Origin of the sequence: Paenibacillus sp. FSL W7-1287 (genome assembly GCF_038004245.1) — a bacterium.
In the GTDB taxonomy this organism is placed as follows: Bacteria; Bacillota; Bacilli; order Paenibacillales; family Paenibacillaceae; genus Pristimantibacillus; species Pristimantibacillus camelliae.
In genome coordinates this window covers 454,872-481,385 of record NZ_JBBORD010000002.1, presented here as the reverse complement: position 1 = coordinate 481,385, position 26,514 = coordinate 454,872, and the positions used below count along the sequence as shown (strand labels likewise).

The 26,514-nt window shown below is 43.5% G+C and carries 24 protein-coding genes and 5 tRNA genes; 11 read left to right on the top strand and 18 right to left on the bottom strand.

Translation table 11 applies throughout. The annotated features are described in order from the left end of the window. The first annotated feature begins 126 nt into the window (after window positions 1-126). Both NSQ99_RS22150 and NSQ99_RS22145 read left to right on the top strand, forming a co-directional pair. A complete protein-coding gene (locus NSQ99_RS22150) occupies window positions 127-1,041 on the top strand; it encodes an AraC family transcriptional regulator (protein ID WP_251669886.1) in 915 nt (304 codons plus the stop codon). Between the two features lie 155 nt (window positions 1,042-1,196). Continuing rightward, entirely contained in the window at window positions 1,197-1,424 is a 228-nt protein-coding gene (locus tag NSQ99_RS22145; protein ID WP_340839130.1) for a 3-dehydroquinate dehydratase, read from the top strand. Window positions 1,425-1,581: 157 nt separating this feature from the next. Here the strand turns inward: NSQ99_RS22145 and NSQ99_RS22140 are convergent, their stop codons facing one another. The 4 genes from NSQ99_RS22140 to NSQ99_RS22125 all read right to left on the bottom strand — a co-directional run bounded on the left by NSQ99_RS22140 (window position 1,582) and on the right by NSQ99_RS22125 (window position 6,399). Further along, complete coding sequence (locus tag NSQ99_RS22140) at window positions 1,582-2,841, bottom strand: MFS transporter (RefSeq protein WP_340839129.1); 1,260 nt, start codon at window positions 2,839-2,841, stop codon at window positions 1,582-1,584. Window positions 2,842-3,393: 552 nt separating this feature from the next. Then, entirely contained in the window at window positions 3,394-4,260 is an 867-nt protein-coding gene (hflC, locus tag NSQ99_RS22135) for a protease modulator HflC (protein ID WP_251669893.1), read from the bottom strand. Window positions 4,261-4,274: 14 nt separating this feature from the next. Then, complete coding sequence (gene hflK / locus NSQ99_RS22130) at window positions 4,275-5,342, bottom strand: FtsH protease activity modulator HflK (protein ID WP_251669894.1); 1,068 nt, start codon at window positions 5,340-5,342, stop codon at window positions 4,275-4,277. 148 nt (window positions 5,343-5,490) lie between these two features. Further along, the gene (locus tag NSQ99_RS22125; RefSeq protein ID WP_340839128.1) at window positions 5,491-6,399 is read right to left on the bottom strand and encodes a copper amine oxidase N-terminal domain-containing protein; all 909 of its coding nucleotides are present in this window, start codon (window positions 6,397-6,399) and stop codon (window positions 5,491-5,493) included. A gap of 143 nt (window positions 6,400-6,542) precedes the next feature. Here NSQ99_RS22125 and NSQ99_RS22120 point away from each other — a divergent pair, with 143 nt between their 5' ends. After that, window positions 6,543-8,708, top strand: coding sequence for a DUF2339 domain-containing protein (locus NSQ99_RS22120; RefSeq protein ID WP_340839127.1), 2,166 nt, complete (start codon window positions 6,543-6,545; stop codon window positions 8,706-8,708). A 146-nt stretch (window positions 8,709-8,854) separates the two neighbouring features. On the opposite strand, the gene NSQ99_RS22115 is transcribed toward NSQ99_RS22120, so the two are convergent. Further along, window positions 8,855-9,100 (bottom strand): hypothetical protein, encoded by a 246-nt coding sequence (locus NSQ99_RS22115; protein ID WP_340839126.1) that lies wholly within the window; start codon window positions 9,098-9,100, stop codon window positions 8,855-8,857. Window positions 9,101-9,573: 473 nt separating this feature from the next. On the opposite strand from NSQ99_RS22115, the gene NSQ99_RS22110 reads away from it, so the two are divergent. Further along, entirely contained in the window at window positions 9,574-9,819 is a 246-nt protein-coding gene (locus NSQ99_RS22110) for a translation initiation factor 2 (RefSeq protein ID WP_251669901.1), read from the top strand. An 80-nt stretch (window positions 9,820-9,899) separates the two neighbouring features. Here the strand turns inward: NSQ99_RS22110 and NSQ99_RS22105 are convergent, their stop codons facing one another. From NSQ99_RS22105 to NSQ99_RS22075, 7 genes are all read right to left on the bottom strand, one after another. Further along, complete coding sequence (locus tag NSQ99_RS22105; RefSeq protein ID WP_340839125.1) at window positions 9,900-10,109, bottom strand: hypothetical protein; 210 nt, start codon at window positions 10,107-10,109, stop codon at window positions 9,900-9,902. Between the two features lie 79 nt (window positions 10,110-10,188). After that, window positions 10,189-10,274, bottom strand: a tRNA-Leu gene (locus NSQ99_RS22100). A gap of 49 nt (window positions 10,275-10,323) precedes the next feature. Beyond that, a tRNA-Lys gene (locus tag NSQ99_RS22095) sits at window positions 10,324-10,399 on the bottom strand. A gap of 43 nt (window positions 10,400-10,442) precedes the next feature. Further along, window positions 10,443-10,517: transfer RNA gene (locus tag NSQ99_RS22090), tRNA-Glu, on the bottom strand. Window positions 10,518-10,659: 142 nt separating this feature from the next. Then, window positions 10,660-10,750 (bottom strand) — tRNA-Ser (locus tag NSQ99_RS22085). 5 nt (window positions 10,751-10,755) lie between these two features. Then, a tRNA-Asn gene (locus NSQ99_RS22080) sits at window positions 10,756-10,831 on the bottom strand. A gap of 44 nt (window positions 10,832-10,875) precedes the next feature. Continuing rightward, window positions 10,876-11,346, bottom strand: coding sequence for a SprT family protein (locus NSQ99_RS22075; protein ID WP_340839124.1), 471 nt, complete (start codon window positions 11,344-11,346; stop codon window positions 10,876-10,878). Between the two features lie 143 nt (window positions 11,347-11,489). Between NSQ99_RS22075 and NSQ99_RS22070 the strand changes: the two genes are divergently transcribed. Then, entirely contained in the window at window positions 11,490-11,846 is a 357-nt protein-coding gene (locus NSQ99_RS22070; protein ID WP_251669908.1) for a hydrolase/acyltransferase, read from the top strand. Between the two features lie 268 nt (window positions 11,847-12,114). Continuing rightward, complete coding sequence (cmpA, locus tag NSQ99_RS22065; protein WP_251669911.1) at window positions 12,115-12,261, top strand: cortex morphogenetic protein CmpA; 147 nt, start codon at window positions 12,115-12,117, stop codon at window positions 12,259-12,261. Window positions 12,262-12,379: 118 nt separating this feature from the next. On the opposite strand, the gene NSQ99_RS22060 is transcribed toward cmpA, so the two are convergent. From NSQ99_RS22060 to NSQ99_RS22045, 4 genes are all read right to left on the bottom strand, one after another. Then, entirely contained in the window at window positions 12,380-14,536 is a 2,157-nt protein-coding gene (locus NSQ99_RS22060; protein WP_340839123.1) for a Tex family protein, read from the bottom strand. 100 nt (window positions 14,537-14,636) lie between these two features. Further along, window positions 14,637-15,287 (bottom strand): MBL fold metallo-hydrolase, encoded by a 651-nt coding sequence (locus tag NSQ99_RS22055; protein WP_340839122.1) that lies wholly within the window; start codon window positions 15,285-15,287, stop codon window positions 14,637-14,639. 2 nt (window positions 15,288-15,289) lie between these two features. Further along, window positions 15,290-15,856, bottom strand: coding sequence for a thioredoxin family protein (locus NSQ99_RS22050; protein WP_251669916.1), 567 nt, complete (start codon window positions 15,854-15,856; stop codon window positions 15,290-15,292). Window positions 15,857-15,894: 38 nt separating this feature from the next. Next, entirely contained in the window at window positions 15,895-16,506 is a 612-nt protein-coding gene (locus NSQ99_RS22045) for a DedA family protein (RefSeq protein ID WP_340839121.1), read from the bottom strand. A 151-nt stretch (window positions 16,507-16,657) separates the two neighbouring features. Between NSQ99_RS22045 and NSQ99_RS22040 the strand changes: the two genes are divergently transcribed. Beyond that, the gene (locus tag NSQ99_RS22040) at window positions 16,658-16,969 is read left to right on the top strand and encodes a dehydrogenase (RefSeq protein WP_251669920.1); all 312 of its coding nucleotides are present in this window, start codon (window positions 16,658-16,660) and stop codon (window positions 16,967-16,969) included. Window positions 16,970-17,095: 126 nt separating this feature from the next. On the opposite strand, the gene NSQ99_RS22035 is transcribed toward NSQ99_RS22040, so the two are convergent. After that, a complete protein-coding gene (locus NSQ99_RS22035) occupies window positions 17,096-17,284 on the bottom strand; it encodes a hypothetical protein (protein WP_340839232.1) in 189 nt (62 codons plus the stop codon). A gap of 266 nt (window positions 17,285-17,550) precedes the next feature. Here NSQ99_RS22035 and NSQ99_RS22030 point away from each other — a divergent pair, with 266 nt between their 5' ends. The 3 genes from NSQ99_RS22030 to NSQ99_RS22020 all read left to right on the top strand — a co-directional run bounded on the left by NSQ99_RS22030 (window position 17,551) and on the right by NSQ99_RS22020 (window position 19,710). Further along, a complete protein-coding gene (locus NSQ99_RS22030) occupies window positions 17,551-18,585 on the top strand; it encodes a M23 family metallopeptidase (protein ID WP_340839120.1) in 1,035 nt (344 codons plus the stop codon). Continuing rightward, window positions 18,578-19,015: a bactofilin family protein gene (locus NSQ99_RS22025; RefSeq protein ID WP_340839119.1), complete on the top strand. Its 438-nt coding sequence runs from the start codon at window positions 18,578-18,580 to the stop codon at window positions 19,013-19,015. The genes NSQ99_RS22030 and NSQ99_RS22025 overlap by 8 nt, the downstream gene beginning before the upstream one ends. A 509-nt stretch (window positions 19,016-19,524) precedes the next feature. Beyond that, on the top strand, window positions 19,525-19,710 hold the full coding sequence (locus tag NSQ99_RS22020; RefSeq protein WP_340839118.1) for a hypothetical protein: 186 nt from the start codon (window positions 19,525-19,527) through the stop codon (window positions 19,708-19,710). Window positions 19,711-19,895: 185 nt separating this feature from the next. Here the strand turns inward: NSQ99_RS22020 and gltB are convergent, their stop codons facing one another. Further along, window positions 19,896-24,500, bottom strand: a complete 4,605-nt coding sequence (gltB, locus tag NSQ99_RS22015) for a glutamate synthase large subunit (RefSeq protein WP_340839117.1) — start codon at window positions 24,498-24,500, stop codon at window positions 19,896-19,898. Between the two features lie 404 nt (window positions 24,501-24,904). Here gltB and NSQ99_RS22010 point away from each other — a divergent pair, with 404 nt between their 5' ends. After that, on the top strand, window positions 24,905-26,143 hold the full coding sequence (locus tag NSQ99_RS22010; RefSeq protein ID WP_340839116.1) for a stalk domain-containing protein: 1,239 nt from the start codon (window positions 24,905-24,907) through the stop codon (window positions 26,141-26,143). Window positions 26,144-26,514 lie beyond the last annotated feature (371 nt).

The following is a 26,514-nucleotide window of genomic DNA, read 5'->3' as shown; positions in this document are numbered from 1 at the left end:
GTGAAAATGTTTTGGACAGTAATATATGTGTTATACTTGCATTATAGTGATATTATTTCATTAAATCTAACAGAATAATGCTCAAATATAGCACTATTTTGATGTTTTGAAGAGAAGGTGAGTTGCATGGACTTAACAATTAAAACGAGCTTGAAGGAAAATAGAAGACATGGTAATGATTCCTTTCCGCTTGCCTCCTACTGGATAGATCAAAATATTGCAGGCGCACCGATACTCGAATGCCACTGGCATGATGAGGTTGAATTTTTTTATGTAATGGAGGGCGAAGTACTGTTCCAGCTCGACACGGACTATTTTCCTGTCAAGGCAGGGGAAGCGGTGTTCATTGATAGCGGAGAAATTCATGCTGGACATTCGTATAACAATTCAACCTGTATGTACGGTGCAGTTGTGTTTGATTCACAGCTGCTTTCAAGCTCCAGCTTTGATCATATACAAGCAAATTATATTGCTCCCTTTCTAGACCGTACGAAGACATTTCCAGTTCATATTACAGGCGATTCACGTTGGGAGCGTCAGCTGTTGTTTCAGCTTCGCGAGCTGCTATCGATCTGTGATCAGGGTGACCTCGGCTATGAGCTGGCGGCGAAGCAACAGCTGTACGCCATGCTGCACACCATCCTGCCGCAGGGCAGACATGTGAATCGAAGCAAAGGATTAAACAATGAAACGAAATCGCTACGCCTGAAAAAAGCGATCACCTATATTCAGCTGCATTATCATCAACCGCTAAAAATTGCTGAAATTGCTGGGCAAATCCCGATGAGTGAGGGCCAATTTATTCGTTTCTTCAAAAGCATGACACGTCAGACCCCGATCGAATACCTTAACTCGTACCGAATTCGCCGTGCAGCGGAGCTTCTGCTTGATCCGAGCAATAAGATCTCCTCTGTTGCGATGGATGTTGGCTTTGATCATATGAGCTACTTCGTAAAAGTGTTTCGCCAGCAAATGAATTGTACGCCATCAGACTATCGCAAACGAATGCTTCATGCGGGCGCTGAATCCTTAAAAGTATGATCAAATTTCTGGCTTCCATTCATTATGAGAAAACTTTCATCGGAATTTGTGGCATAATGCTCGAATATCATAGTTTTTTCAAAATTTTTTAAGGAAATATTAAGGTTTGCTCTTTACACTGTATATAAATCATCGCAGTGTTGGAGGTTGGTAACATGGCAACTACACTCGTATTCCAAAATAAAGCAATCCCTGTATATATGAGTGAACAAAATAAGAAAGCAATGCGCAAGCTTGAAGCCATTCTTAATCGCAAATGGGAAACTGGCAAACAAGCGCTGAAGCAATGTCTAGCTACGCTGATCAGTATTGAGATCGTAGGCTCCGAGGCTACATTGCATGCGTTGACTGAACACCATACTCTTACTATTTCTCTATACTAAACATACTCTCTATAAGAAAAAGCCTTGGCTGAACTTCCGCCTTAAGGTTAGACATTCTCTAACCTTAAGGCGCCGTTCAATAGCCAGGCTTTTTTTGTTTATATCTATTTGTTTGGTTATACCTACATTAATGTATGAATTGCTATTGTATGAATTGCTATTTTTGAGCCGCTAATTGCGGTTCCTTTCTGTTTCCCCATAAGAAGAGCAATGTGCCGATCCAAGCAAACGTCGACGCGATCATTAAGATGACATCGATATTAAGGGTACTCGTTAATGAAGTTCCTAGTATTGGCCCAATAGACCCGCGAATCCCAAAAAACATAAGGTGGATGCCGAATACTACAGCCTCTCTACCTGGGGCAATCTTAAATATAAATGCCATAATGCCAATATCCCAGATCGCTTCTCCGATCCCTTGGATGCCATTACCGAGCAGTACAGCTGGATAGGTTCCCCATAAGCTGTACAGCATAGGAACGATTGCGTACGCGCTTATGCCGATAAGCAGAATATATTTAATATCTATTCTATCTATCATAATGCCGCCTAGCCAAAAGGTTAGCAACAGCGCAACATAATAGGCTACACGCGCATAGCCGATCTCTACGTTAGTTAGCCCGAGAATATCCACTTGAATAATTTGATACAGTGGAATGGAGATCATATTGCCAAAGCCCGAAAATGTTGTTGCTATTAAGAAAATCGCAAGCAGCCGATTGCTTTTTATAAGCTGAAACTGCTCTATAATTTTCTGCTTGCGCCCTACCTTAGCGACCTCTTTAACGGCGCTCGTCTTTGGAGCGCTGCCTTGCTTTGACACTTTAATAGAATTGAAAATACTAACCGAGATAAACCCAGCGATTGCCGCAGCAATAAGTGGACCACGTGGTCCTAATATATCTGCCCAGCTTCCTACTAGATAAGCTAGCGGAATCATCAGCATACCCGAACCTACACGTACGTATCCCATTAATCGACCACGAATATTCGTTGGATATATCCGAGAGACTAGCGCTGCGTAGGCAGGAGCTTGAATGCCCATTAACAGCTGGAAGATAACCGCTGTCACCACGTATACACTGGGATCAGGAAATATTGCCGGTAGTAGTAATAGCAAGCGGCCAATCATATTCGGCCATATCGTAAATGGCTTCGGACTGCTGCTTTTTTCGATCCAGGATGCCCAGATAGGCGAAAAGATTAAGCCGATCGCAGGTGCTGCCGACAATATGCCAACCTGTAAATTCGATGCACCCTCCTGAATCGCGAAGGCAATGTAAAATTGATTCATTACGACGTTAAATAAGCTAAAAAACAGTGTAGCAATAAAATCAACTCGAACGTTCCACCAAACTCGTGGCGGCATATGCATGCCTAAAGCATAATGATGATGAGGCTTATTTTGTTGTGCCATGCTCAGTTACCTTCTTTTTCAGATGTTCACATCGATACTGTCCGAGAAGTAACATACTATATCTTTCAGCTTTTGTATAGTACCTACCAAATTTTTAATAAAGTTTCCTCGTAAATCTTTCGAGGCATGAAATATCACATAAAACACAGCTATATCGCCGGAATTTGCTCTAGTTATATGAATTATCATATAAAACGCAGCTGTTTCGACCGCATTCGCTCTAGTTATGTGAATTATCACATAAAACGCAGCTGTTTCGACCACATTCGCTCTAGTTATGTGAATTATCATATAAAACGCAGCTGTATCGCCGTTATTCGCTCTAGTTATGTGAATTATCATATAAAACGCTGCTGTTTCGACGTAAAACGCTCTAGTTATATGAATTATCATATAACACGCAGCTGAACCACCCGAATTCGCTCTAGCTATGTGAATGCCTCTTCAACTGGCTCTTATTGCATAAAAAACAGCTGTTCCCTGTACTGGGAACAGCTGCTTCATCGTTCATTTTAGTTTTTGGTACTTCTGAGTATTCGCTTGTGTCAACGTTTATTGCTGACCTAGCAGTATGCTAGCATATGGTGAATCGATTGGAATCATGATGACAGGCTCATTGCTTAGCGTCACGACATAGCTTTCTAATGTACGATACAAATTATAAAATTGCGGGTCTTTACCGTAAGCGTCGTTATAGATTTTAGCTGCTTCCTGCTCACCTTCTGCAACGATTTTCTTCGCGTCTGCTTCAGCCTGAGCCATTAGCTCAAGTGCAGTACGGTCAGCCTTAGACGTAATTTTGCGAGATTCTTCATCACCTTCGGACAAGTAACGCGCAGCAATTGATTCACGGTCAGAAATCATCCGATTATAAACACTTTCCTTATTGCTCTCTGGCAGATCAGTACGCTTGATACGAACATCTACAATTTGGATTCCGTAGTCGTCACGCTGTAAAGCTACCGCGACGTCCTTAGTGATATCATCATTCAAATTACCGCGTGCGGTATTCTCGCTAATGATCTCATCGTAGTTTACTTCAGATAACTTACGACGGACTGAGTTATATACCGCTTCATCAATACGACGTGTACCTGCAGAAACCGTGTGACTCGTCTTAATAAACTTTTGCGGATCATTAATTCTCCACACCGTATAGTTATCTACGAAAATAATCTTTTTATCTTTCGTCATAATTTGAGTTGGAGCATTGACATAGGTCATCTGATATTTAGGTAGCGATGTAACGTTATCAATGAACGGAACCTTAAAATAAAGACCAGGCTCCTTCTTTGCATCAATGGCTTCTCCGAATCTCAGTATAATTTTATATTCGCCTTCCTTAACTACGAACAGCGAGCCAGCAGCAATAATAACGAATACGATAACAAGTGCTGCTAATCCATACCATTTTTTCATCTTATGCTCCTCCTTTACTGTGCTGACGATTGAGAATTATTGGTGCTTGGTGTTGATTGAGACTGACTTGTCGTGCTCGAGCTTGATCTTGCTGTAGAGCCTGAGCGATTCATCATCTCATTAAGCGGTAAATAATTCACAGTATCGCTGTTAGAGTTCGTAATGAAAATCTGAGCATTAGGTAGAATTTTTTCTAACGTTTCAAGGATTAAACGGTTTTCCGTAATATCCTTATTGTTTGAGTACTCCGCATAGATCGCATTGAACTTAGCAACATCCCCTTGTGCGTTCAATATACGAGATGCTTTCTCCGCCTCAGCCTGCTCAATTAACGCTTGAGCCTCACCGCGTGCTTTTGGAATACGATCATTTTCATATTTCATCGCATTGTTAATTTTCGTATTTTTTTGCTCACGCGCATTCGTAACTGCACGGAATGCATCCGAAACTTCACCGCTAGGTGGCTCGATATCCTGGAACTTCAGGTCAATAATTTGAATTCCTGTTTCGTACTTATCCATAAGCTCAACAAGCTGGATACGAGCTAGCTCTTGGATTTCTGTCTTACCGTCTGTGATGACATAATCCAGCTTCTGAGCACCAATGACTGAGCGAATGGAAGCGATAGACGCATTACGTAAAAAGGTTTCCGGGTTTTCGATATTCGTTAAATAATGCTTAATATTATTAATTTTCCAAGTGATAACCGCATCAGCTGCTACGATATTTTCATCACCTGTTATCATCATTGCCTCTTCCTCTACTACTTCATCTCCGCTGGCTGTTTCACGATAGCCAATAGCAATGTTTTGGGTTAGCTCAGCAGGAACGATTTGTACTTGTTGGATCGGATGCGGAAGTTTAAAGTGCAGACCTGAACCTGCTTCATGTGTAATTTTACCAAAGGTGTACACCGCTGCTCTTTCCCTCTCCTCTACCGTATAGAAGGACGTCGAACCAATATAAAGCAATGCAACTGCAACAATAGCAATAACGACAAATTTTCTTACTGACTTCATATTAACTTCTGGTTTATTATTGTTCGGTGGTCCCTGCTCTGGCTTAAATGTTTCAAAACTCATATGTTGTTCTCTCCTCTCTAGATTACTGATATGTTATACGGCATTTTCAACAAATGGTCACAGTTTTTTCAGCTTTATTTAAGGTTTCTTCAAAAAGAAAGGCATCCTGCTTGAGGATGCCCACTATTTAACTAACGTTAGCTTTACATTATTTTGTATTAAACAAAGAGATATACAGATCAATTCCACCCTGCTCATCGCTAAACGCGGCAAGCTCGATTTCCGTATATCCGATCTGCCAAGTTGTCGTTAGCTCTGCTTCACCAGCTGCGATGCTATCTGCGAATTGTTCAACATCTTCATGATAATCAGCTTCATCATAGAAGTAGAGCTCATCGCGGTACGGCTCACCAAAATGTGCTTCCAATTCATTATAAAGTGTACCAATGGCAAGCAAGTAGTCCATATTCGATTGAGCCTGCACATCAAATGTATAATCAAGACTAAACAGCTTATCTCCATCAAAATAGTACGTAGGATATGCTGTAAAGCCAGCTATGTCAATCGCTTCATAGCGTATATGTGCTTTGTCTTGATCGATCAGCTCTAAACTTTCACTTTCCATAACGGAGGCAAAGCTGTCATTCCATTGCTGATCTCTAAGCCATACTGAAAGCTCGGTTTTTTCAGGAGCAGACGTTATATTAATCGTACGTTGCTTCCCATTCCAAACAACCTTTGCGCCTGTTGCCTCACTTATAAAGCGAATAGGCACGAGCGTTCTGCCCTTAAGTACCGTCGGAGCTGTATCCATTTTTACTTGCTTGTTGTTAATGTAGGCAACATTTTCTCCAATTTTCAAATGCATTAAAATATAATCATTATAGCCCGTTACCATTTTTTCTTGCTGATCCCATGAATAATTCATTCCTAGTGCTTTGAACACTGTTGTGTATTGGACCAATGTGTTATTATTTGACATAATCGGGTCGACGTCAAATTTCACTTGCTTGCCATCAACAAAAACCTTAATAGGATCTGTCGGAGCTGCAGCAGAAGCTATACTAGCCGGTAGTAATAATGTAAGCATTACAATAAGTGCAAACCATTTTTTCATTAACTAAGCTCTCCCTCTCTAATTGAAATTGTATTGATAGCATATAATCAAAACACGTATATCATACCAATATTTGAGAATAAAGTGAACGTATATGACCAATTCATCTCAAGGAGGAGATCCAGATCGAGTGGAATAAAAGAGTGTCAGAGCTTGAACAGCGCCTAGCAGCCGTAGAGCAAGAGCTGCAGCAGCTGAAAAAAAGCTCCGGGGGACAGCAGCAATCGCCCCCCCAGCAGACACAAGCAACAATACAGCAGGGAGCCCTTCACCCACCACCTGCAGCTGATTATCAGGGTAACCCTACAAGACAACCATTAAATCAGCAACAGAGTATGGGCGGGCCACAGCAACAGGTGCACCATAATGCTGATGGACAACAGCATTTGCAACAAAATCCGGTAGGGCAGCAAGGCACTGGTGCAGGACAGCAGCATGTACAGCAGAGCGTCCATCCAGCGCAGCAACAGCATGCACAGCAAGGCGTACGTCCAGCGCAGCAGCATGTACAGCAAGTCGTAGCTCCAGGGCAGCAGCCACAGCACTTGCAGCAGATCGCACGTCCAGCGCAGCAACAGCATGTACAGCAGGGCACAAGTCCAGGACAGCAGCAGCATGTACAGCAGGGCGCAGGTCCAAGGCAGCCACAGCACTTACAGCACGGAGCTCCTGGTCAGCAGCAGTACTTCCCGAACCATATGCAGCCTAATCTTGGCAATCAGCCGATTCCTAACATGGTGTCAAATCAACCTAATAAAGCATCCGGCCGAAGCATGGAAAACATTTTGGTGCGCTATGTACTTCCAATAGTATTTATCATCATCCTGCTTATCGGTATTCTTATGCTGTTTATAGCGGGCGTTGCTTTTGGTCTTATTACTGAGCCGGTTCGCTGTATATTAGGCTTACTGCTAGCAACCGCAATGTACGTCACAGGTATGCTTCAGCATCAGCGGAGCAAGCGACCCATACTCGGAAAAGCGCTGCTTGGAGGAGCTCATGGTGTCTTAATTATTACGATATCAATAGCTCATCTATCCTATGAACTGTTCGGTGTGGTCATAGCCGCTGCTTTTTATGTATTATCCTGTGCTCTTATTATCTATTCGGCTATTCGCTGGCGTTCCCAGCTGCTCGTATGTATCGCGATATTCTCAGCATATCTATGCGTATATCTAATCGATATTCAAAATGTACATGCGATTCCATACCTGCTTGTACAATTAGTTATTTCAATTAGCATGATGCTTCTCAGCTCAGCACTGAAATACCGATATGCTCACGGCATCGCATATTTTTTACTGCACTTTTCATTAATTATTACAAGCAACGTGCATTCGGAGGCTTCCAATGGCTTCTTGATTGCTGCATTGCTGGCACAGCATCTCGTTGTATTCATTCAATATATGAAACGAAAGCAGCTTCATGCTGAGTCTCATGTCATGCAGGCTGTTGGTGTGTTAGCCATCATAAGCTGGACAGCACATATTTACGGCGGTAAGAGCACGATTTTCCTGATCGTATCGATCATCATCGCAGCAGCTTACGCTGTAGCTATCTTATTTTTTGAACGTGGAGAAGCCAATGAGGAGCATGAACAGCGCTCACCATTCAAGCTACGTATTGAGATTAGCGCATTATTGGCGGCATTTGCGCTAATTTGCTTCTTTATAAATTTGCTTGGCACTCCATACACGAATCTTATTCTTTACGGTACCGGTGTCACGCTCGTTCTGTACGGCTTAAGGGATAACCTTAACCTGCTACGCTGGTTCGGAGCAGCAGCGCTAGGTATCGGCACCGTTAGTATTATGTTTGAGCCGCTTGATGCCATTCTCTCTTATGAGATGCTTTGCTGGATTGTCGTTCTTGCAAGCTTCCCAGTCATCTATCGTGAATGCAAGCAAACCCTACAATCAGAAGAGGCGCATAATCCGGCGAACGTTAAGGTATGGCTGTCAACCATCCTTTGGATTGAAGCTGCACTAGCCTTTTGGTTTATTACGATATTCGGTAATCTTGTAGGTGAGCTAATAGGTACGTCAGACTCAAGGCCATATTTTGTTTCTTTTGCATGGCTGCTCTACGCTATTATCGCCATTGCATATGGAGCGACTCGCAGTGCTGCACAGGCACGCTTAACGGGTATTATTCTACTACTCGTGATCGCATTCAAGGTCGTATTTATTGATATTACGTTCCTAAACATTCTCATTAAGTCCATCCTGTTTACGGTACTGGGCGGAGTCGGTATCTTAGTGTCCTACCTTCTCTATAATAAAACAGACGACCAAAATAAAACGCAGTAGGATTTGACTAAATAGCTAATTAACAAAGCCGCTCATCGCATGATGAGCGGCTGTTCTGCCTCTGTGGCACGACACAATAACTGCAGCTCGCTTCATTGCAGCATTAGATATTATAGCTGTCTGCAATCTAACAAAGCCTCATGAAATCAAATTTTATTCGTATCTTCGACAACGATATCCTCTATATCCTCAATGTTGAACCAATCATCATCCACTCGAAATCGTCCATGTAATGTGCTAACGTTATTGACGATACCTACTACTTTAAGCTCCTCATATGGATCATACATATGGAGTGACAACGATACTTTATACTGCATACTTTGCCGTAGTGCATCGCTGATAAGCTCCCGCCTGTCTATAATTACCCTCTTCTTTTGCTTGCTTTCCATGATCTAACCTCCATTAAACAGAGCTATTAATATAATGGAAGGATCTTGCCAACATACAGTTACATCAGATCATCGCCATTAATTAATACTATCATTATATGCGAACAAATGTTCGTTATCAAGTGATTACATGACAATTCCCCAATGAAATAGCTGTACAAGCACAAAAAAAGCCGCTTCTAAGAAGCGGCTCTGAATTAACAAAATGTAGATATAGAAAAAGGAACCTAGAAACGTAAGCCACCACGCAAACGTTAAGTTCCTTTAGAAGAAGGTGCTTGCCCCTCTCTACCTCATTCTAACATACATCGTTCCATAATAGGACTAGCAGGTTTTCCCATGTAACTACAGCTTCTTGACCACTTGATGGATAGTGCTCGGTCCTTTTAATTCTTTGTCTCCATAGTCGAACGTACCGCATATAATGTGCCTAGAGGTTCTTATCCCGTTCTTACAGAAAGGAATTCATCATCATGAAGAATAGAAATGACGAGGAATCCAGAGAAATAAAAATCGCAAGACTCGCACTTATCGGTGCTGCTATAGTGGTAATTGGTGATGGAATCGCTGCCTATGCAGCTGCTTTAACATTAGACCTATTAGAAAACCCTGAGCCAGATACTCGGAGTTCTTCAGCAACCGATCATCTCGAGGAAACTCAGGCACAGATCGATCACTATATTAACGAATTGATTTCAATTAGAAATAAATTGAGCTAACCGTACGATAAGATATAACTTTGTAGACTATTACACGAATACAACTTACGTATTTTCGCTTTCAGATAGCATGAGGGCTTCTATGTAATCAATCCCATCTGCCGTGCGAAAAGATAACGATATGCCTTGTGATGCTCATTATCAATGTACAATTGCTTCTTTGTTCCTGTAAAACCCATAACTTTAGTTTTAGACGGCCATTCTGGACCTCCCGAAAAATACAAATCATAGAGTTGCTTTAATTTTGCTTGTCTTAATTTTTTTCGAGTATAGATTTCTTCAATCTTCATAACTTATCACCTATATCACCTATTCGATGAAATAACAAAAAAAGTCCTTGCTATGCAAGGACTTGAACGTTTATATGTATGGTGCGGTAGAGAGGACTCGAACCTCCACGGGTATTCACCCACCACCCCCTCAAGATGGCGCGTCTGCCATTCCGCCACTACCGCAAATGGGAACATTATAATATTCATCCAGCTGACTTACTTAGAAGAAAACTGGTGAGCCATGAAGGACTCGAACCTTCGACACCCTGATTAAAAGTCAGGTGCTCTACCAACTGAGCTAATGGCTCTCATGATTATTGTTACTCATGCGAGCTGCTCTCATAAGAATAGTGGTGACCCGTAGGGGATTCGAACCCCTGTTACCTCCGTGAAAGGGAGGTGTCTTAACCCCTTGACCAACGGGCCGTGCAAACTAACTTCAAAAGAGACAAGATGTATCTTAACACATCAACTTACAATATGCAACAACTTTTTTTTCTAATCTAGGAAAATAAAAAAGACCGGTTAGTTCGGTCCATTATCAGCATCTTCCTATTAAGAAAAATGATGGCGGAGAAGGTGGGATTCGAACCCACGCACCACTTACGCAGTCTAACCCCTTAGCAGAGGGTCCCCTTGAGCCACTTGGGTACTTCTCCATGAATGGCTCCCCGAACAGGACTCGAACCTGTGACAACTCGATTAACAGTCGAGTGCTCTACCAACTGAGCTATCAGGGAACAACAAAAAGATAAAGCGGACAAGTAATAATCTACCATGTCCCTTATTCTTTGTCAAGCATTTTTATATTTAATTTTCCACTGCACCTGCCACAGCGATATTTGCTTACATCCATCCTTCTTTTCCGATAATATTGCTGGCCACAATGCACGCATTGCAGCAAGTAGCGATATTCCCGTTTCTTAGCTTCCTTTCGCTCAGGAAGCGTGTTGCAATAGCGCGAGCCTCCCACATGAGCAAGCAATTGCTTAAAATCTTGATCCCTATGCTTGTAGCCACGGTTTAATATATGCAAATGATAATGGCATAGCTCATGCTTTATAATTTTTTCCGTTTCTTCCTTACCGAATGCAGCCAGCTGATGGGGACTAATCTCAATATTGTGTGACTGAGTAAAATAGCGGCCACCAGTCGCCTTTAGTCTTGCGTTGAATGTCGCCTTATGGATAAAGGGTCTGCCAAAGTATTGCAGCGAAACCTCCTCCACCCATTGCTGAAGCTCTTCATTGTTCATATACAATCACCTTAATTATGAAAAATAAAATAATATTATCGTGTATCTCTTCTAGTATCCGTTCACTACTTGAATTGTAATTGAATTATACGCTAAACTGTCAAGTAGAACTGCTATCATTGAGGGGAGAGTTTCATTTTATTATGGCTATTATGCGCTATGTCTTATTGCAGCAACAAACCCAGCTCACTTTTGTTGAAATGCCCGCTACGCATGCATACCAGCTAAGTGCGCTTAACCTGCGCCTGCAGAAGGAAATCGATAAATTAACAGCAGAAGAAGTACCTGTTCTTCCGCTTGCTGTTGCTGAATGTGATGCCGTTGAGCTTCATTCAAGCGATGCCCGCATCGTCTCAGGCTTAGATTATATTAATACACTTGAAGCAGATTTCTCTGCAATTAAAGAAAAATCTTACCCGCTAATTTCATTGTTAACGGAAATTCGTGCACTTCAAGCTCAGCTAGAGCAATGGTATGAAGAGCTTGAAGAAGAAGCTTAAGCAATTACCGTAGTGACGCTCAGCTCAATAAGTTTATAAGCTTAAAAGCGCACAATATCTCTATAGGCTTTCTACGCGCTAAGGTTATTACTTAGTTATTAAGTTATGTACTACACGGTATAATTCAATCATATGCTACATCACTAGAGCTGTCATGGGATACACCCTGGCGGCTCTTCTTATTGACTCGATCAAGACAGGCACGAGATAAGCCTAGAGGACATATGTTATACAACACCATAAGCTACATGCACAAGGAGGTATAGCGATGCCCCACTGGCTTAAGAATCAATTAATGCGAGCATTCCAACGTGGCGATAAACGAAAAATACGTCTACTTAATGATTGCTGGTACTTCTACCGTTCTCAATCCTATCATATGAAAAGCGATACGGATAACAATCAATCCATATAATTGTACATTAGCACGTACAAACAATTAAGCCATTCATTTGCGTTAGACTTAGATCTCTCGCGCAAAATGAATGGCTTTCATGTTTAATCATTTCATTAATTCAGTTTTATGACCACGATCATTGTGGTTTTTTCATCGTTAATGCGACACGGCTCCGCTTAAGATCAACATCGAGCACCCATACCGTTACGGTATCACCAACAGATACAACGTCCATCGGATGCTTTACGAAGCGATCGCTTAGCTGAGAGATATGGACAAGCCCATCATTCTTCAAGCCAATATCGACAAATGCTCCAAAGTCAATGACGTTGCGCACCGTGCCTTGTAGCTCCATGCCCTTCGTTAAATCCTCAATGTTAAGCACATCGGTATGGAAAATCGGCGGCGGAAGCTCCTCACGCGGGTCACGACCTGGACGCAGAAGACTCTCGACGATATCCGTCAGCGTTGGCACACCGACCTCCAGCTTTTGCGCGAGCTCCTCAAGCTGGATTGATTTCAGCGCCTCGTTCAACACATCGGTTCCTACAGCTGCCTCCGACATACCAAGCTCCTTAAGCAGCGCTTTGACAACATTATAGGACTCAGGGTGAATCGGAGTATTGTCCAGCACCTGCTCGCCATCTACAATGCGCAGGAAGCCGATACATTGCTCGTAGGACTTTGCACCGAGGCGTGGCACCTTCTGAAGCTGATTACGCTTCGTAAAGCGACCATTCTCATCACGGTAACGCACGATGTTTTTGGCGATCGTCCCATTGATGCCAGCAACATAAGAAAGCAAGGAAGGTGAAGCTGTATTTACATCAACACCAACGTGGTTAACTGCCGATTCGACTACAGCTCCCAGCGACTCCTCCAAGCGCTTCTGCGTTACGTCATGCTGATATTGTCCTACTCCAATAGCTTTGGGCTCTATTTTAACGAGCTCTGCTAGCGGGTCCTGCAAACGTCGCGCAATCGAAACTGCACTGCGCTCTGCTACATCCAGATCAGGAAACTCGTCAGCTGCGAGCGGTGAAGCAGAGTACACAGATGCCCCCGCTTCATTGACGATGATGTATTTCAGTTCTCCAGCTCGCGAGTGGCGTTTAATGACATCCGCAATAAATTGCTCTGTTTCTCTTGATGCCGTTCCGTTGCCAATGACAATGAGCTCAATGCTGTATTTATCGATTAACCCGCGGATCAGCTTTTCTGCCTCTGCTGTTTTATGATGCGGTGCAGTCGGGTAGCATACACCAACCTCTAGCATTTTCCCAATATCATCAACGACTGCAAGCTTACAGCCCGTACGGAATGCAGGGTCTACGCCAAGCACAATTTTACCGCGAACCGGTGGTTGCAGCAGCAGATTACGCAGATTGGCAGAGAAGATCGTAATCGCATGTGCTTCGGCCTTATCGGTCAATTCGCCGCGCACCTCACGTTCGATTGACGGTGCAATCAAACGCTTGTAGGCATCCTGAATAACATCGTCAAGCAGCACAACGACCTCGGGCTTTGCATAGCTTTTCACAATCCCCTTATGGATGTACTGCTCAATTTTATTAATATCGAGCTCGAGACTAACCTTTAGCAGCTCCTCACGCTCTCCACGATTAATCGCAAGGATGCGATGCGGTGGCAGCTTAGCAATCGGCTCCTGGTAATCATAATACATCTCATACACACTCTCGGCCTCTGCATCCTTTGCCACCGTACGCATAATTCCCTGACTGAAGGTGAAGGTCCGAATCCAAGTGCGTATTTTCGCATCGTCTGCAAGCTGCTCAGCGATGATATCCTTCGCTCCTGCCAGCGCGTCTTCAGCTGTAGCAACCCCTTTTTCCTCATTGACATAACGTGCAGCCTCACCTAGCAAGTCCGTACCCTTTTGCTCCAGCAGCCATAAGGCAAGTGGCTCAAGCCCCTTCTCCTTAGCCACACTTGCTCTTGTTTTACGCTTCTGACGATAAGGACGATACAAATCCTCTACCTCTTGAAGCTTCGCGCTTGCTGTAATCGCTGCTGCAAGCTCGTCTGTAAGCTTGCCTTGCTCCTCAATTAGACGGAGCACCTCTTCCTTTCGTGCTTGCAGATTACGCAAGTACTGCAGCTTTTCCTCAATCGATCTGAGCTGTACTTCATCCAGCTCGCCGGTCATCTCTTTTCGATAGCGCGCGATAAATGGAATCGTATTCCCTTCATCGAGCAGCTCGACTGCAGACTTAATCTTTTTCACAGGAATTGCGAGCTGTTTTGCAATTTCCTCTACCATATTCAATGCCATGTCTATACCCCATCCTTTTCTCCATGCTTACCGCAGCAACACCGTAGCAGCAGGCAACAGAAGCATCCCTCGACTAGTGCAGGAATGCTTCTGAAATGTTCTATGTCAGTCTTACGTATGGATTGTTAGCTTTTTCATAGCCGATCGAAGTCCGCGGACCATGTCCTGGGTAAACGATCGTATCGTCTGCTAGCTTGTACAATTTATTTTGTATGGAATCAAACAGGTCTGCTTCACGTCCGCCGGGAAGGTCCGTACGGCCTACTGAGGAGCGGAACAGCACATCGCCAGAGAAGATATGACCATCACACACAAAGCTTACACTGCCTGGTGAATGTCCTGGCGTATGCAGTACCTTGAACGTATGCCCGATCAGCTTCAGCTCCATCCCTTCATCCAGTGCGTGCTCAGCTGGATCTGTCGCAAGCGGCGGTGTAACATCCTGCCAGCGCATCGATCCATTTTTGCGAGAATCCGTCAGCCAATCGGCTTCCAGATCATGCACATAGACAGGGCAATTTGCCTCCTTGCGCACCTCGTCAACACCACCCATATGATCAAAATGAGCGTGCGTCAGCAGAATCGCTTCAATCTCTACCTGCTCAATGCGATCAAGCAGTCGCTTCGGATTCATGCCGGGATCGATAATAATTCCTTTACGCTTACCTTCTATTTCTCCTTGCACCGTTAGCAGATAACAATTCGTCTGCAATGGTCCTAATGAAAAGCTCTCTACCGAAAAATTGCTCATCGTTAAATGCTCTCCAATACTTCACGTAATTCAGCTACAACATAATTTTGATAGCCATAGCCTTCGCCATATTGTCTCATAATCTCTTCACGAACTTTAGCCATACGGTCAGCATAGTCTGGAGCATTTGGATCTGGATTAGTCGCTTTGAATTCAGCCATTACTGCTTGTACATGCTTTGGTCTAGGCCCCCATTGTCCTAGAACTGCTCCACCCGTATCTGCAATAAGAACGATTGGAATGGATCGACCGCCGAAAGTTAAAAATTGATCCATCGTGTCGGTATGCTCTTCCATAATTAACACATCAATCGGAATGCCGCTGTTTTCCAATACATTAAATACGACCGGAATATTGCGAACAGCGTCGCCACACCAATCTGCCATCAGAATTAAGCAGCGTAAATCATCACGATTGTTTAGTGACTCAAAAAACTCACGATCATCCTCAGAAGGCCAGCTGAACTGCTCCTTATTGTGGATAAATTGCTCTTGATTTTTCGTCATGCCCGCGATAAATTGCTCAGGTGTAAGTCCTTTTCCAAGCTTGTTTGCAACATTTTTACTCATCGTATGTAGACCTCTTTCTATTTAAATTTTTAAGCGAATTAGTTATTCTTTTTGAATCGACGCAAATACAGCACCAGAACAACGACAATCGCAATTGCAATAAGTGCATAAGCGATATTCGAATATACATCCATAAACTCTACAATGTCTTCCCAACGATCACCAAGCGTTGTACCTAGTAGTACAAGCACTGTGTTCCAAATCAGCGTTCCAATCGTCGTATAGAACAAGAAAGGAGTCAGCTTCATCCCTGACATCCCGGCAGGAACCGATATCAAGCTGCGAATTAATGGAATCATGCGACAAAAAAATACAGCTTTATTTCCGTGCTTATCAAACCAAGCATCTGCACGGTGAATATCCTCTTTCTTCACTCGCAGCAGCTTTCCCCAACGATCAATGATCTTCTCCAGACGTTCAACCTCTAAGATACGCCCGATATAATATAGAATAATTGCTCCAATCAATGATCCTAGCGTTGCAGTGATTATAACTCCAAGCGGAGTCAACTCCGTTCTTGTCGTCATAAAGCCGCCAAAAGTAAGAATGATCTCGGATGGTATCGGCGGGAAAACATTTTCAACCGCAATTAAAATTAAAATCCCAAGATACCCAAATTTTTCCATAATTTCAATAATCCAGCTTTCCATCTCCAACCCCCATCATATGTATTACTAAACGATATTCTACCATATGTAAAGACATGCTTCCAATCGAACATCATATGTCCTTGATGCAAAGGCTTTGGTGACCAGCCCAACTCTAGCTGCATATACATAAGTAGAAGGGAGCTGATTCGTGTTGAAGCAACAGAGAGCTAATCATCAGCCTGACCTGCCAACTGCTCGCAGCATTCGCCGAACCTGTAAATCCGAGTTATATCGTACGATTAAACGGATGAAGGTATGGATACCCGAGCATAAAATAAAAGAAGCCGAAAAGGTGTATTTTCAGAAGGTTGCCGCTAATCTTATATGGATACATGAGCACCGCAGCAATCGAAAGAAGCAAGTGGAGTGGTGGGAAGCAAACGTATGCGACGAGCTCGTTAGCATTCTGGAGGTTGACCGTGATCGTTTCGTAGAGGCTTTCAAGGCTGCCTATGGCTGCTGAGCCTGTCATCGCTAATCATAGGTTGTATCACCGCACTCTTTCACCTACAATTACAGGGCTGAATCCGCTGTTACCTAACAGCTGGCATTCAGCCCTGTATTGTGTTTAATCACTATGCAATAGCAGCTATTCAGCAACGCCGTCAGAAACGCCTGTCGTATCTGTCGTTGTTTCGTCGATTAAGCCGTTATGCAGCGTAACAGTCCCGCCGCCAAGACCTTCATTCACCATACGATCAATGTCCATCTCATATTCTCTTCGTCCATCAAAGTAAAGATCGGGTGAATCTTGATTCTTTTTAGATCGATTTTTCATCATTCGTCACCCCTTTCCTGACAGCCCACCACCGACAACATCTATACTGCTGCCCGTAGCTAGCTGACTTCGCTAGTAAATCGATATTATCGTTCCCATCATTTTTCCCCTCATACATCGCACATTTTCGTGCAATTATGCGCAGCCATTCATCATTCTTTTAGACTACTTTTTCAAATTGAATGCATGTTTTATAGCTTTTCAGAATACATAGTGATAGAACGTTCTATTCGAAAGAGATGCACGAAGACGAAAGGAGTATGTGCGTGAAGCAGAAACAGCGCTCCCATTGGTCGTTTTTGTTGATGCGTGGACCTGATCAGTCCGTGAAGCAATTTAACGTATCTAAGCGATCTGTAATTGCTGCACCTGTAGCACTGATGGCGATTTTTAGTGGTGTCGTTGTCGGACTCCAGATTAAGGCTCATTCGGATCTTCATCGAATTCAACAAGAACATAAAGCCTTGCAGCTTCAATATTCCACTATGATTCATGAGCATAGTGATGAATTATTAACGAAGGAGGCTACAATTAGCAATCTAGCTGCTCAATTGTCAGCTTTACAGCAGGAGCAACTATCCATCTCCAGCAAACTGCAAGAGCTTAAAGCGCTAGAAGCTCAGCTACAGGACTTTATTCAAACCTATGGAGAAGATGTGCCGTTGCACATGAATAGAGAACTTACAAAACAGCCATTATCACAGATCATACCTAACCAGGCTGCAAGCTCTGAATTAGCTCGCAGTCAATATCATATTGCAACTATGGCTTATCAAAACGATGCTCCAATTGTTCAAATGAGCCAAACACTGGAGAATCTTAAAGCATCTATGGAGACTACGTTGACACGAGCACAATATGTAAGAGAGCAGGTTGATAGCTATCCTAATTATTGGCCAACGGAGGAGCACTATATTACGTCTGGCTTCGGTTATCGATCAGATCCTTTTACAGGACGTCTTCGCTTCCATGCAGGGATTGATATTGCAGGTAAAAAAGGCGACGGCGTCTTTAGTGCAGCCGATGGTGTTATCGTCGAATCTGGCTTCGATAGAGCTTACGGCAACTTTGTCATCGTGGAACATCTTCACAACCTTCGCACCGTTTACATGCACTTGGATTCTACTGAAGCGAAGGAAGGAGATGAAGTCGTTAGAGGCGAAAAGATCGGTACGATGGGAAGCAGTGGACGAAGCACAGGCACCCATCTTCACTTTCAGGTTTTGCAGCACGAGCAAGCCGTTTCGCCCCTTCCATTTCTACGTAATGAAAAGATCGTTAAGGAGGATCAACATGTTTAAGGATACGAAGAAACTAATTGGAACCGATACATTAATTGGTCAAGGAACAGTAGTGGAAGGCAATATTTTGACAGAGGCCAATTTACGGATCGAAGGTGAATTTCACGGTGAAATTACTACAAAGGGAGATATTATTGTCGGGGAATTCGGAGTGGCGCAAGCCGATATTAACTGTGTTACACTAACGATTGCCGGTCAAGTGCAAGGAAATGTCACGGTAAGCGGTCGTCTTATTATTACACCTTCTGGCCAGCTTAACGGTAATGCACTCGTTCACTCGATTATCGTACAAGAGGGGGGCGCGTTTAACGGTGAATGTCAGATGAACACTGCTATAAAATCTGAGCTTAGCACGATACCAAAATCACAAGAAGATAAACAGGATAAGCACGACAAACAAGAGAAGGCAAAGGCCCGTCAGGCTGGATAATTCCCTCACTTGGTAACAAGAGTTTTGTCTCATAAAAGTTCGTTTCATAATAGGTGGAGTAATTGGTTAGCCTACAGCTGATACCAAATTACTCCGCCTTTTCGTTGTGGTAGCATTGCTAGCATGACTTAATAGTTGGTATTGTGCATAAAAGCATAATGCCGAAGCTGAAACATTGTAATAAGAAATTGCGTCTGGATATTAGTTCCATTTGTAAGGAGTGAGTTCATATAATAAGTATAAAACGTTTAGTTACTAGCAATGTCATCTCATATGCTGCAGCCATCTTATCTGTGTGTGTAGGGCTTTTGTATACACTAAATTTTCAATCAACATTCTCTTTATTCAAAGCTGTTTCTTCGGTTGCAGATGGGCAAGGGCTCGTTGAGCTTTGAGCTACATACACGATCTATAGTGGAATTAGCATTCTAATTCTTATCTTTCTGACAAGCATATTCAAGCACCACGCTATAGTAAAACGGAGTCTGCAAGGAATAATATTGCTTCCTATGCTGATTACGTCTGCCGCTCAATTGCTCCCTTTGTTTTGGTGGATACTCGTTGGTGGAGCAGACTTCACATGGCAAAGTGCACTCGGCTTCTCTCTACATCTTGTATTATTTCTTCTAGCATTTATTAACATACTCTCTATATCCAACAATCTTGTTCCGACCAATCAGCAATCCATAGCGTAGTCTGATTCGTAGCATAGCGTTGCACGTTTATCTTCTTAATGTATACTTCACCATAAAAAAACTGCACCTACCATTGTTATGGAATGTAACGATTGAGGTGCAGTTTTCAAATGAGGTGATGTTAAAGCTTTGGGACTACAATTATGTAGTCCCAAAGCTTTAGCTTGCGATAATCTCATTATGACTTATTTTGCTGTCGTTAATAACGCTTCTTTTTTACTAGACTCGAATGCGATTAGCAGTGCATCCTGCTGATCGTGTCCAGCTTGCTGCGCAGATTTAATATGCTGCAGCATTTTTTTATAATCCTTCGGAATTACTTTAACAAAATTGTCTAGTTCATCAGCAAAGTGCAACAAAATTCGAGATGCCACCGTGCTTCCTGTGTACTGAACATGGTTTTTCAGCATCATTTGCAGCTCATTGATATCCTCTTGCTCTTCCATATGCTCAAGCAGAATCATTTCAAGATTACTACGCTCGATCAGCTTGCGGTCAGGATCGTATACATAAGCGACGCCACCAGACATCCCTGCACCAAAGTTTCTGCCCGTTTCGCCAAGAATAACAACTCGGCCACCTGTCATATACTCACAGCCATGATCGCCTACTCCTTCAACAACGACACGTACGCCCGAGTTTCTCACGGCAAATCGTTCGCCCGCTATACCGCGGATGTAAGCTTCACCGCTCGTTGCTCCGTAGAGCACCGTATTACCCGTAACGACATTGCTTTCAGCGGCAAATGTTGATTTTTCAGAAGGTGCGACGATTAGCTTACCGCCTGATAGTCCTTTACCGAAATAATCGTTCGTATCACCTTCAACAGATAAGGTTATCCCCTGCGGTACAAACGCCCCAAACGATTGACCCGCTGTTCCAACGAAATGATACCAGATCGTATCTTCAGGAAGGCCTTCCCCGCCATAGCGCTTCGTTACCTCGTAGCCTAATGTTGTGCCGACAACACGGTCCGTATTTTTTATCGGATACGTTCCTCTCACCTGCTGCTTGCTCTCTAGTGCTGCTTTAGCGTTAGGGATCAGCTCACGTGCATCAAGTGACAGCTCAAGGCCATGGTTTTGCAGCTTAGATTGATAGCGTGTTGAGCCTTCTGCTGGCTCTTGATTGTACAGGATTGCAGACAGATCGATTCCTTTCGCTTTCAAATGCTCATTAAGCTCTCTCGTCTGCAAACGATCTACCCGGCCTACCATCTCCTCCACGGTGCGGAAGCCTAGCTCAGCCATCCATTCACGCAGCTCTTCAGCAATAAAGGTTAAATAGTTCACAATATGCTGAGGATCTCCGGTAAAGTTTTTGCGTAGCTCTGGATTTTGTGTCGCTACACCAACAGGACAAGTATCCAGCTGACATACACGCATCATGACACAGCCTAACACGATAAGCGGAGCAGTAGAGAAGCCAAACTCCTCTGCACCAAGCAATGCTGCAATCGCAACATCGCGACCGTTCATCAGCTTACCATCCGTCTCCAGCACTACCCGATCTCTCAATTGGTTAAGCATTAGCGTCTGATGTGTTTCAGACAAACCTAGCTCCCATGGCAAGCCTGCGTGTCGAATTGAGCCAATTGGTGAAGCACCTGTTCCTCCATCATAGCCACTAATCGTAATAACATCCGCTCTTGCTTTTGCCACACCAGCAGCAATCGTTCCGACACCTGAACCAGCGACAAGCTTAACACTAATTCGAGCAGCAGGATTCGCATTTTTCAAGTCATGAATAAGCTCAGCCAAATCCTCGATCGAATAAATATCATGATGTGGAGGAGGTGAGATTAGTCCAACGCCTGGCGTTGAGCCACGAACCTCAGCAACCCATGGGTACACCTTCTGACCTGGAAGCTGACCACCTTCACCCGGTTTTGCTCCCTGTGCCATCTTGATTTGGATTTCATCGGCGTTTGTCAAATACTGACTAGTAACACCAAAGCGGCCGGATGCAACCTGCTTAATGGAGCTGCGACGAAGATCGCCATTCTCATCTGGTTGGAAGCGTGATGGATGCTCGCCGCCTTCACCGGTATTGGAACGTCCACCTAGACGATTCATTGCAATCGCTAAGCTTTCATGAGCCTCTTGGCTAATAGAGCCGAAGGACATTGCTCCGGTTTTGAAGCGTTTTACGATAGAGGACACACTCTCAACCTCTTCTAACGGTACAGATGGAGCATCCTTCTTAAAATCAAGCAACGAACGAAGCATTAGATGTTTTTTGTTTTCTCCTTGAATAAGCGTAGAGAATTTTTTGTACAGCTTATAATCATTTTTACGCGCTGCCTGCTGCAACGTATGGATCGTTTGCGGAGTTAGCAAATGCTCCTCGCCTTCACGTCTCCATTGATATTCTCCACCTGAGTCAAGTACTCGATCAGCACCTTCATTGGCAGAGAAGCCGAGATCATGTGCAGCCTGTGCATCCTTCGCGATTTGCGTCAGATGTATACCGCCAATACGAGATGGCGTCCAAGTAAAGTACTTCTCAATTAAGCTTTCCTCAAGTCCTACTGCCTCGAAGATTTGAGCGCCTCGGTACGACTGAATGGTCGATATGCCCATTTTAGATAGAACCTTAACGACACCTTTTGTAGCAGCTTTAATATAGTTATTAACCGCCTTATAGTAGGACAGACCACGAAGAGTCCCTTTATCGATATGTGCTTCCAGCGTCTCGAAAACAAGGTAAGGGTTAATTACATTTGCGCCATATCCAAGCAGCAATGCAAAATGATGTACCTCTCTTGGCTCCCCAGACTCTAACAAGATGGAAACCTTCGTACGATTACCATTGCGAATTAAATGATGATGCAGTGCAGATACCGCAAGCAAAGCTGGGATCGCTGTATTATCTTTATCTAGACCGCGATCAGATAAAATGATTAAGTTATGCCCTTTCGCAATAATACGATCAGCGGCTTCAAACATCTCATCCAGTGCTTGCTCTAGCCCTTTTTCTCCGCTACCAGAAGCAAAGAAGATCGGAAGCGTCATCGCCTTGAAGCCCTCGCGACGAATATGTCTAAGCTTAGCAAATTGCTCGTTCGATAGAATCGGGGTAGCGAGCTTTACATGACGACAGCTTTCTGGCTCCGGCATAAGTAGATTGCGCTCAGGGCCAATCGTCGTTACCGTCGATGTAATCAACTCTTCACGAATCGCATCAATCGGAGGATTCGTCACCTGTGCGAATAACTGTTTAAAGTAGCTGTAAAGTCTCTGTGGTCGCTCGGATAATACTGCAAGCGGTGCATCGTAGCCCATTGAGCTAAGCGGCTCTTGGCCACTAATTGCCATCGGCTCGATAATGCGTTGAATTTCTTCATACGTAAAGCCAAACGCTTGCTGACGCTGCTGCAAGCTCTCTGGGCGAACCTCTGGCAGAAGAGGCGCATCTGGAAGATCATTTAGATCGACTAAATGCTCATTAAGCCACTGGCGATAAGGATGCTCCTCAGCAATCATTGCCTTAATCTCCTCATCTGGAACGATGCAGCCTTTCACTGTATCTATAAGCAGCATGCGACCAGGACGCAGTCGATCCTTGTAGAGCACTTCCTCTGGCTCAATTGGAACAGCACCAGCCTCAGAGCCTAGTATAATGTGCTCATCCTTCGTCACGTAATAGCGAGCAGGTCGCAAGCCGTTACGGTCAAGCATCGCACCAATCTGCAAGCCGTCCGTAAAGCCCATAGCCGCTGGTCCATCCCATGGCTCCATTAACGTACTATGGTACTCATAGAACGCTTTGCGCGAGCTATCCATTTCCTTATGGTTAGACCATGGCTCTGGCACCATCATCATAGCCACATGAGCCAAAGAGCGTCCTGCAAGATGTAAAAACTCAAAGGTGTTGTCAAACATCGCTGTATCTGAACCATCCGGAGCAATAATCGGCATAATTTTTTCCAGATCATCGCCGAACAACTCGCTAGCAAGCAGCGTCTGTCTAGCGTGCATCCAGTTTACATTGCCGCGCAACGTATTAATTTCTCCATTATGAATCATATAGTGGAAAGGATGCGCACGCTCCCAGCTCGGAAATGTGTTTGTACTGAAGCGTGAATGCACCATTGCCATAGCGGACACGACTTCAGGGTTGTTCAATTCAATGTAAAAGGAACGAACCTGTTCGGTTGTCAGCATTCCTTTGTATACGATTTTACGAGAGGACATGCTAGAGAAGTAGAACATCTCTCCTCCGCTCTGTTCCCCGTACCGCACAGCAAGCTCAGCACGTTTGCGAATAACATACAGCTTACGCTCAAAAGCCATTGTGTCTGTTAAATTTGCATTACGTCTAATAAATACTTGCGCGACATATGGCTTAACCGACAGCGCTGATTGTCCTAGCCCATTATCGTTCGTAGGAACCTCACGAAAACCGATTAGCTCCTGTCCTTCTTCTTCTATGATTTGAGCTAGTACTGCTTCGATTTCTTGACGTGAAGCAGCATCTTGCGGCATAAACATCATTCCGACCGCATATTGCTCTGGCTCTGGCAGCTCAATGTTCTGCTTTTTCCACTCACTTGAGTAAAATTGGTGTGGAATTTGAATTAGTATCCCTGCGCCATCGCCTGTATTCGGCTCGCTGCCTTGACCGCCGCGATGCTCCATATTTTCAAGCAAATTTAATGCTTTACTTATAACATCATGCGACTTTACTCCCTTAATGCTAGCGACAAAGCCCATACCACAAGCATCTTTCTCAAATTGCGGGTCATATAGTCCTTGTCTAGATGGTAAATTAACTAATTTTCTGTTCATTATCTATTTCCCCTCTATCATAAAAATTTCCATATCTCTCTTCTGCTTTGGAACAACTTATAATAGAATAGATATAAGAGATTTTAAGAATGTTCTCTTATCCCTAATTGTTCACCTTGTCTAAATTTTTTTCATTTTTCGTATTGCCTGTTTCACAACAAAGCGTCTTAATCACCCGTTTGTTTGGTAATGAAATGATTTTAGCACTTTTTGAACAATAAATATAGAGGGGTATTTGCGAAAAACCTTTATAATAAAGGAATTTAAGGTGAAAGGATTTGTGTTTTATGTACACTAATTTGGAGTATTGTAAGACCGCAACAAATCGCGTTTTTGTAGTATTATTCATTTCAGTACTTATATTTTCTACACTTTTACCCCAGCAAGCAGCAGCTAGCCAGCCAATGGTTAGTAGCGGAAAAGTGCAAACAGAAAAAAAATCTTTAAATATTTTAGTTTTAGGAGATTCTTTAGCTGTTGGCTATGAGCATGAGCATCGCTTGAACAATCAATTCAAGCCTTACGGAATTGGAGAACAGATTTATGAACAAGCGCTATTCCATGGTCATCGTGCAACCTATGCGAACTATGGAGTACTAGGCTTACGTACAGAAGGACTGAAACTATGGCTTGATGCGGCTAAGCAGCAGCAGACGATAAAGCCAGCAGCAGTTCAGCTTGGATTAAAAGACCCGCGTGTGGATACATTAATTGGAGATACTGCACAGTTGCATGACGATATTGTTAATGCTGATCTTATTATGCTATCTATCGGCGGCAATGACTTTCTTCAAATTTTGACCCAGCTTGATTTGAAAAAAACTTGGAGCAGCTGGACGGCAGCGGAGCGAGAGCAGCTGAACAGTCAGCTTGCTGCAACGACGGAAAACTACGCGCAGCAGCTAACCTCTATTCTCTCAATTCTATCTGAGCTGAATCCAGACGTTATGATTGCAACGCAAAATCAATACTTGCCCGTTCCAAAACTAAATATTAATGGCAAGGAGGTCTACTTAGAGGTAGACAGTAATTTAGCGAACGTTTTAATTGATGCGCGCGCGACTATAAACAATAGCTTCTCGGAGATCATTGCAGAATTCAATAAAAAAGGGCTCGCCATTCAATACATCGATGCATCAACTGTTATTGAGGATAACGCGTTAAATCTAACCTCTATCGCTCAAATGGATATCCATCCGAATGAGAAAGGCTACAAAAAATTAGCTGAAGAGTATAGCCGATTAATTTGGGGGGATTATCGTACCGTGGAGCCGCGCAAGGAAGGTATACCTCTATCGGTTGTTGTAAACGGCAAGGAAGTGATTAGCAGCTATCCAACGAAGCTCATTGAAGGCCGAACATATCTTGTCTTGAGTGATATTACACAAGCGATGGGTGCAAAGCTTGGCTGGAGCAACAAGACACAAACAGCTACCGTTACGATAGATGATCGTGTAGTAGAATTGACCATCGACGCAAAAACCTACAAGGTCAACGGACAATCCTACACATTAAACGCTTCTCCAGCATTTCTAGATAAGGAGCTTAATAAGACGTATGTACCAGTAGCTGCTCTATCTGAAGGTCTTGGGTTGTTTGTGGAGTATCATGCTAAGACGAAAACGGTATACGTAAACCGTTAAGAGGAAGTTCAAAAAGCTTGAATTTGATGACGAAGTAGGACAGAGATGATTATTCGGCATCGAATATGTCACGCTACCGAAAGCTACGGTGCTCACGTACTAACTACGTACGATGCGCTCCTCGTTTTCTAGTAGCGTGCCATCTTCTCGGTCCTGAAATCCAAGCCTTTTGAACACACATTGAATTAGAAGTTCAAAAAATCCAGGCTTGATGACGAGGTATGTCTGAGAGTCTTTCGACTTCGAATCTTGAATTCAGCCGGGCTTTCCGATGCTCACGTACCCAATACGTACGCTGTGCTTCTCAATCCCTAGCTTCTTTCAACCTTCTCGGTCCTGAATCCTGAACTTTTTGAACACGTATTAGAATT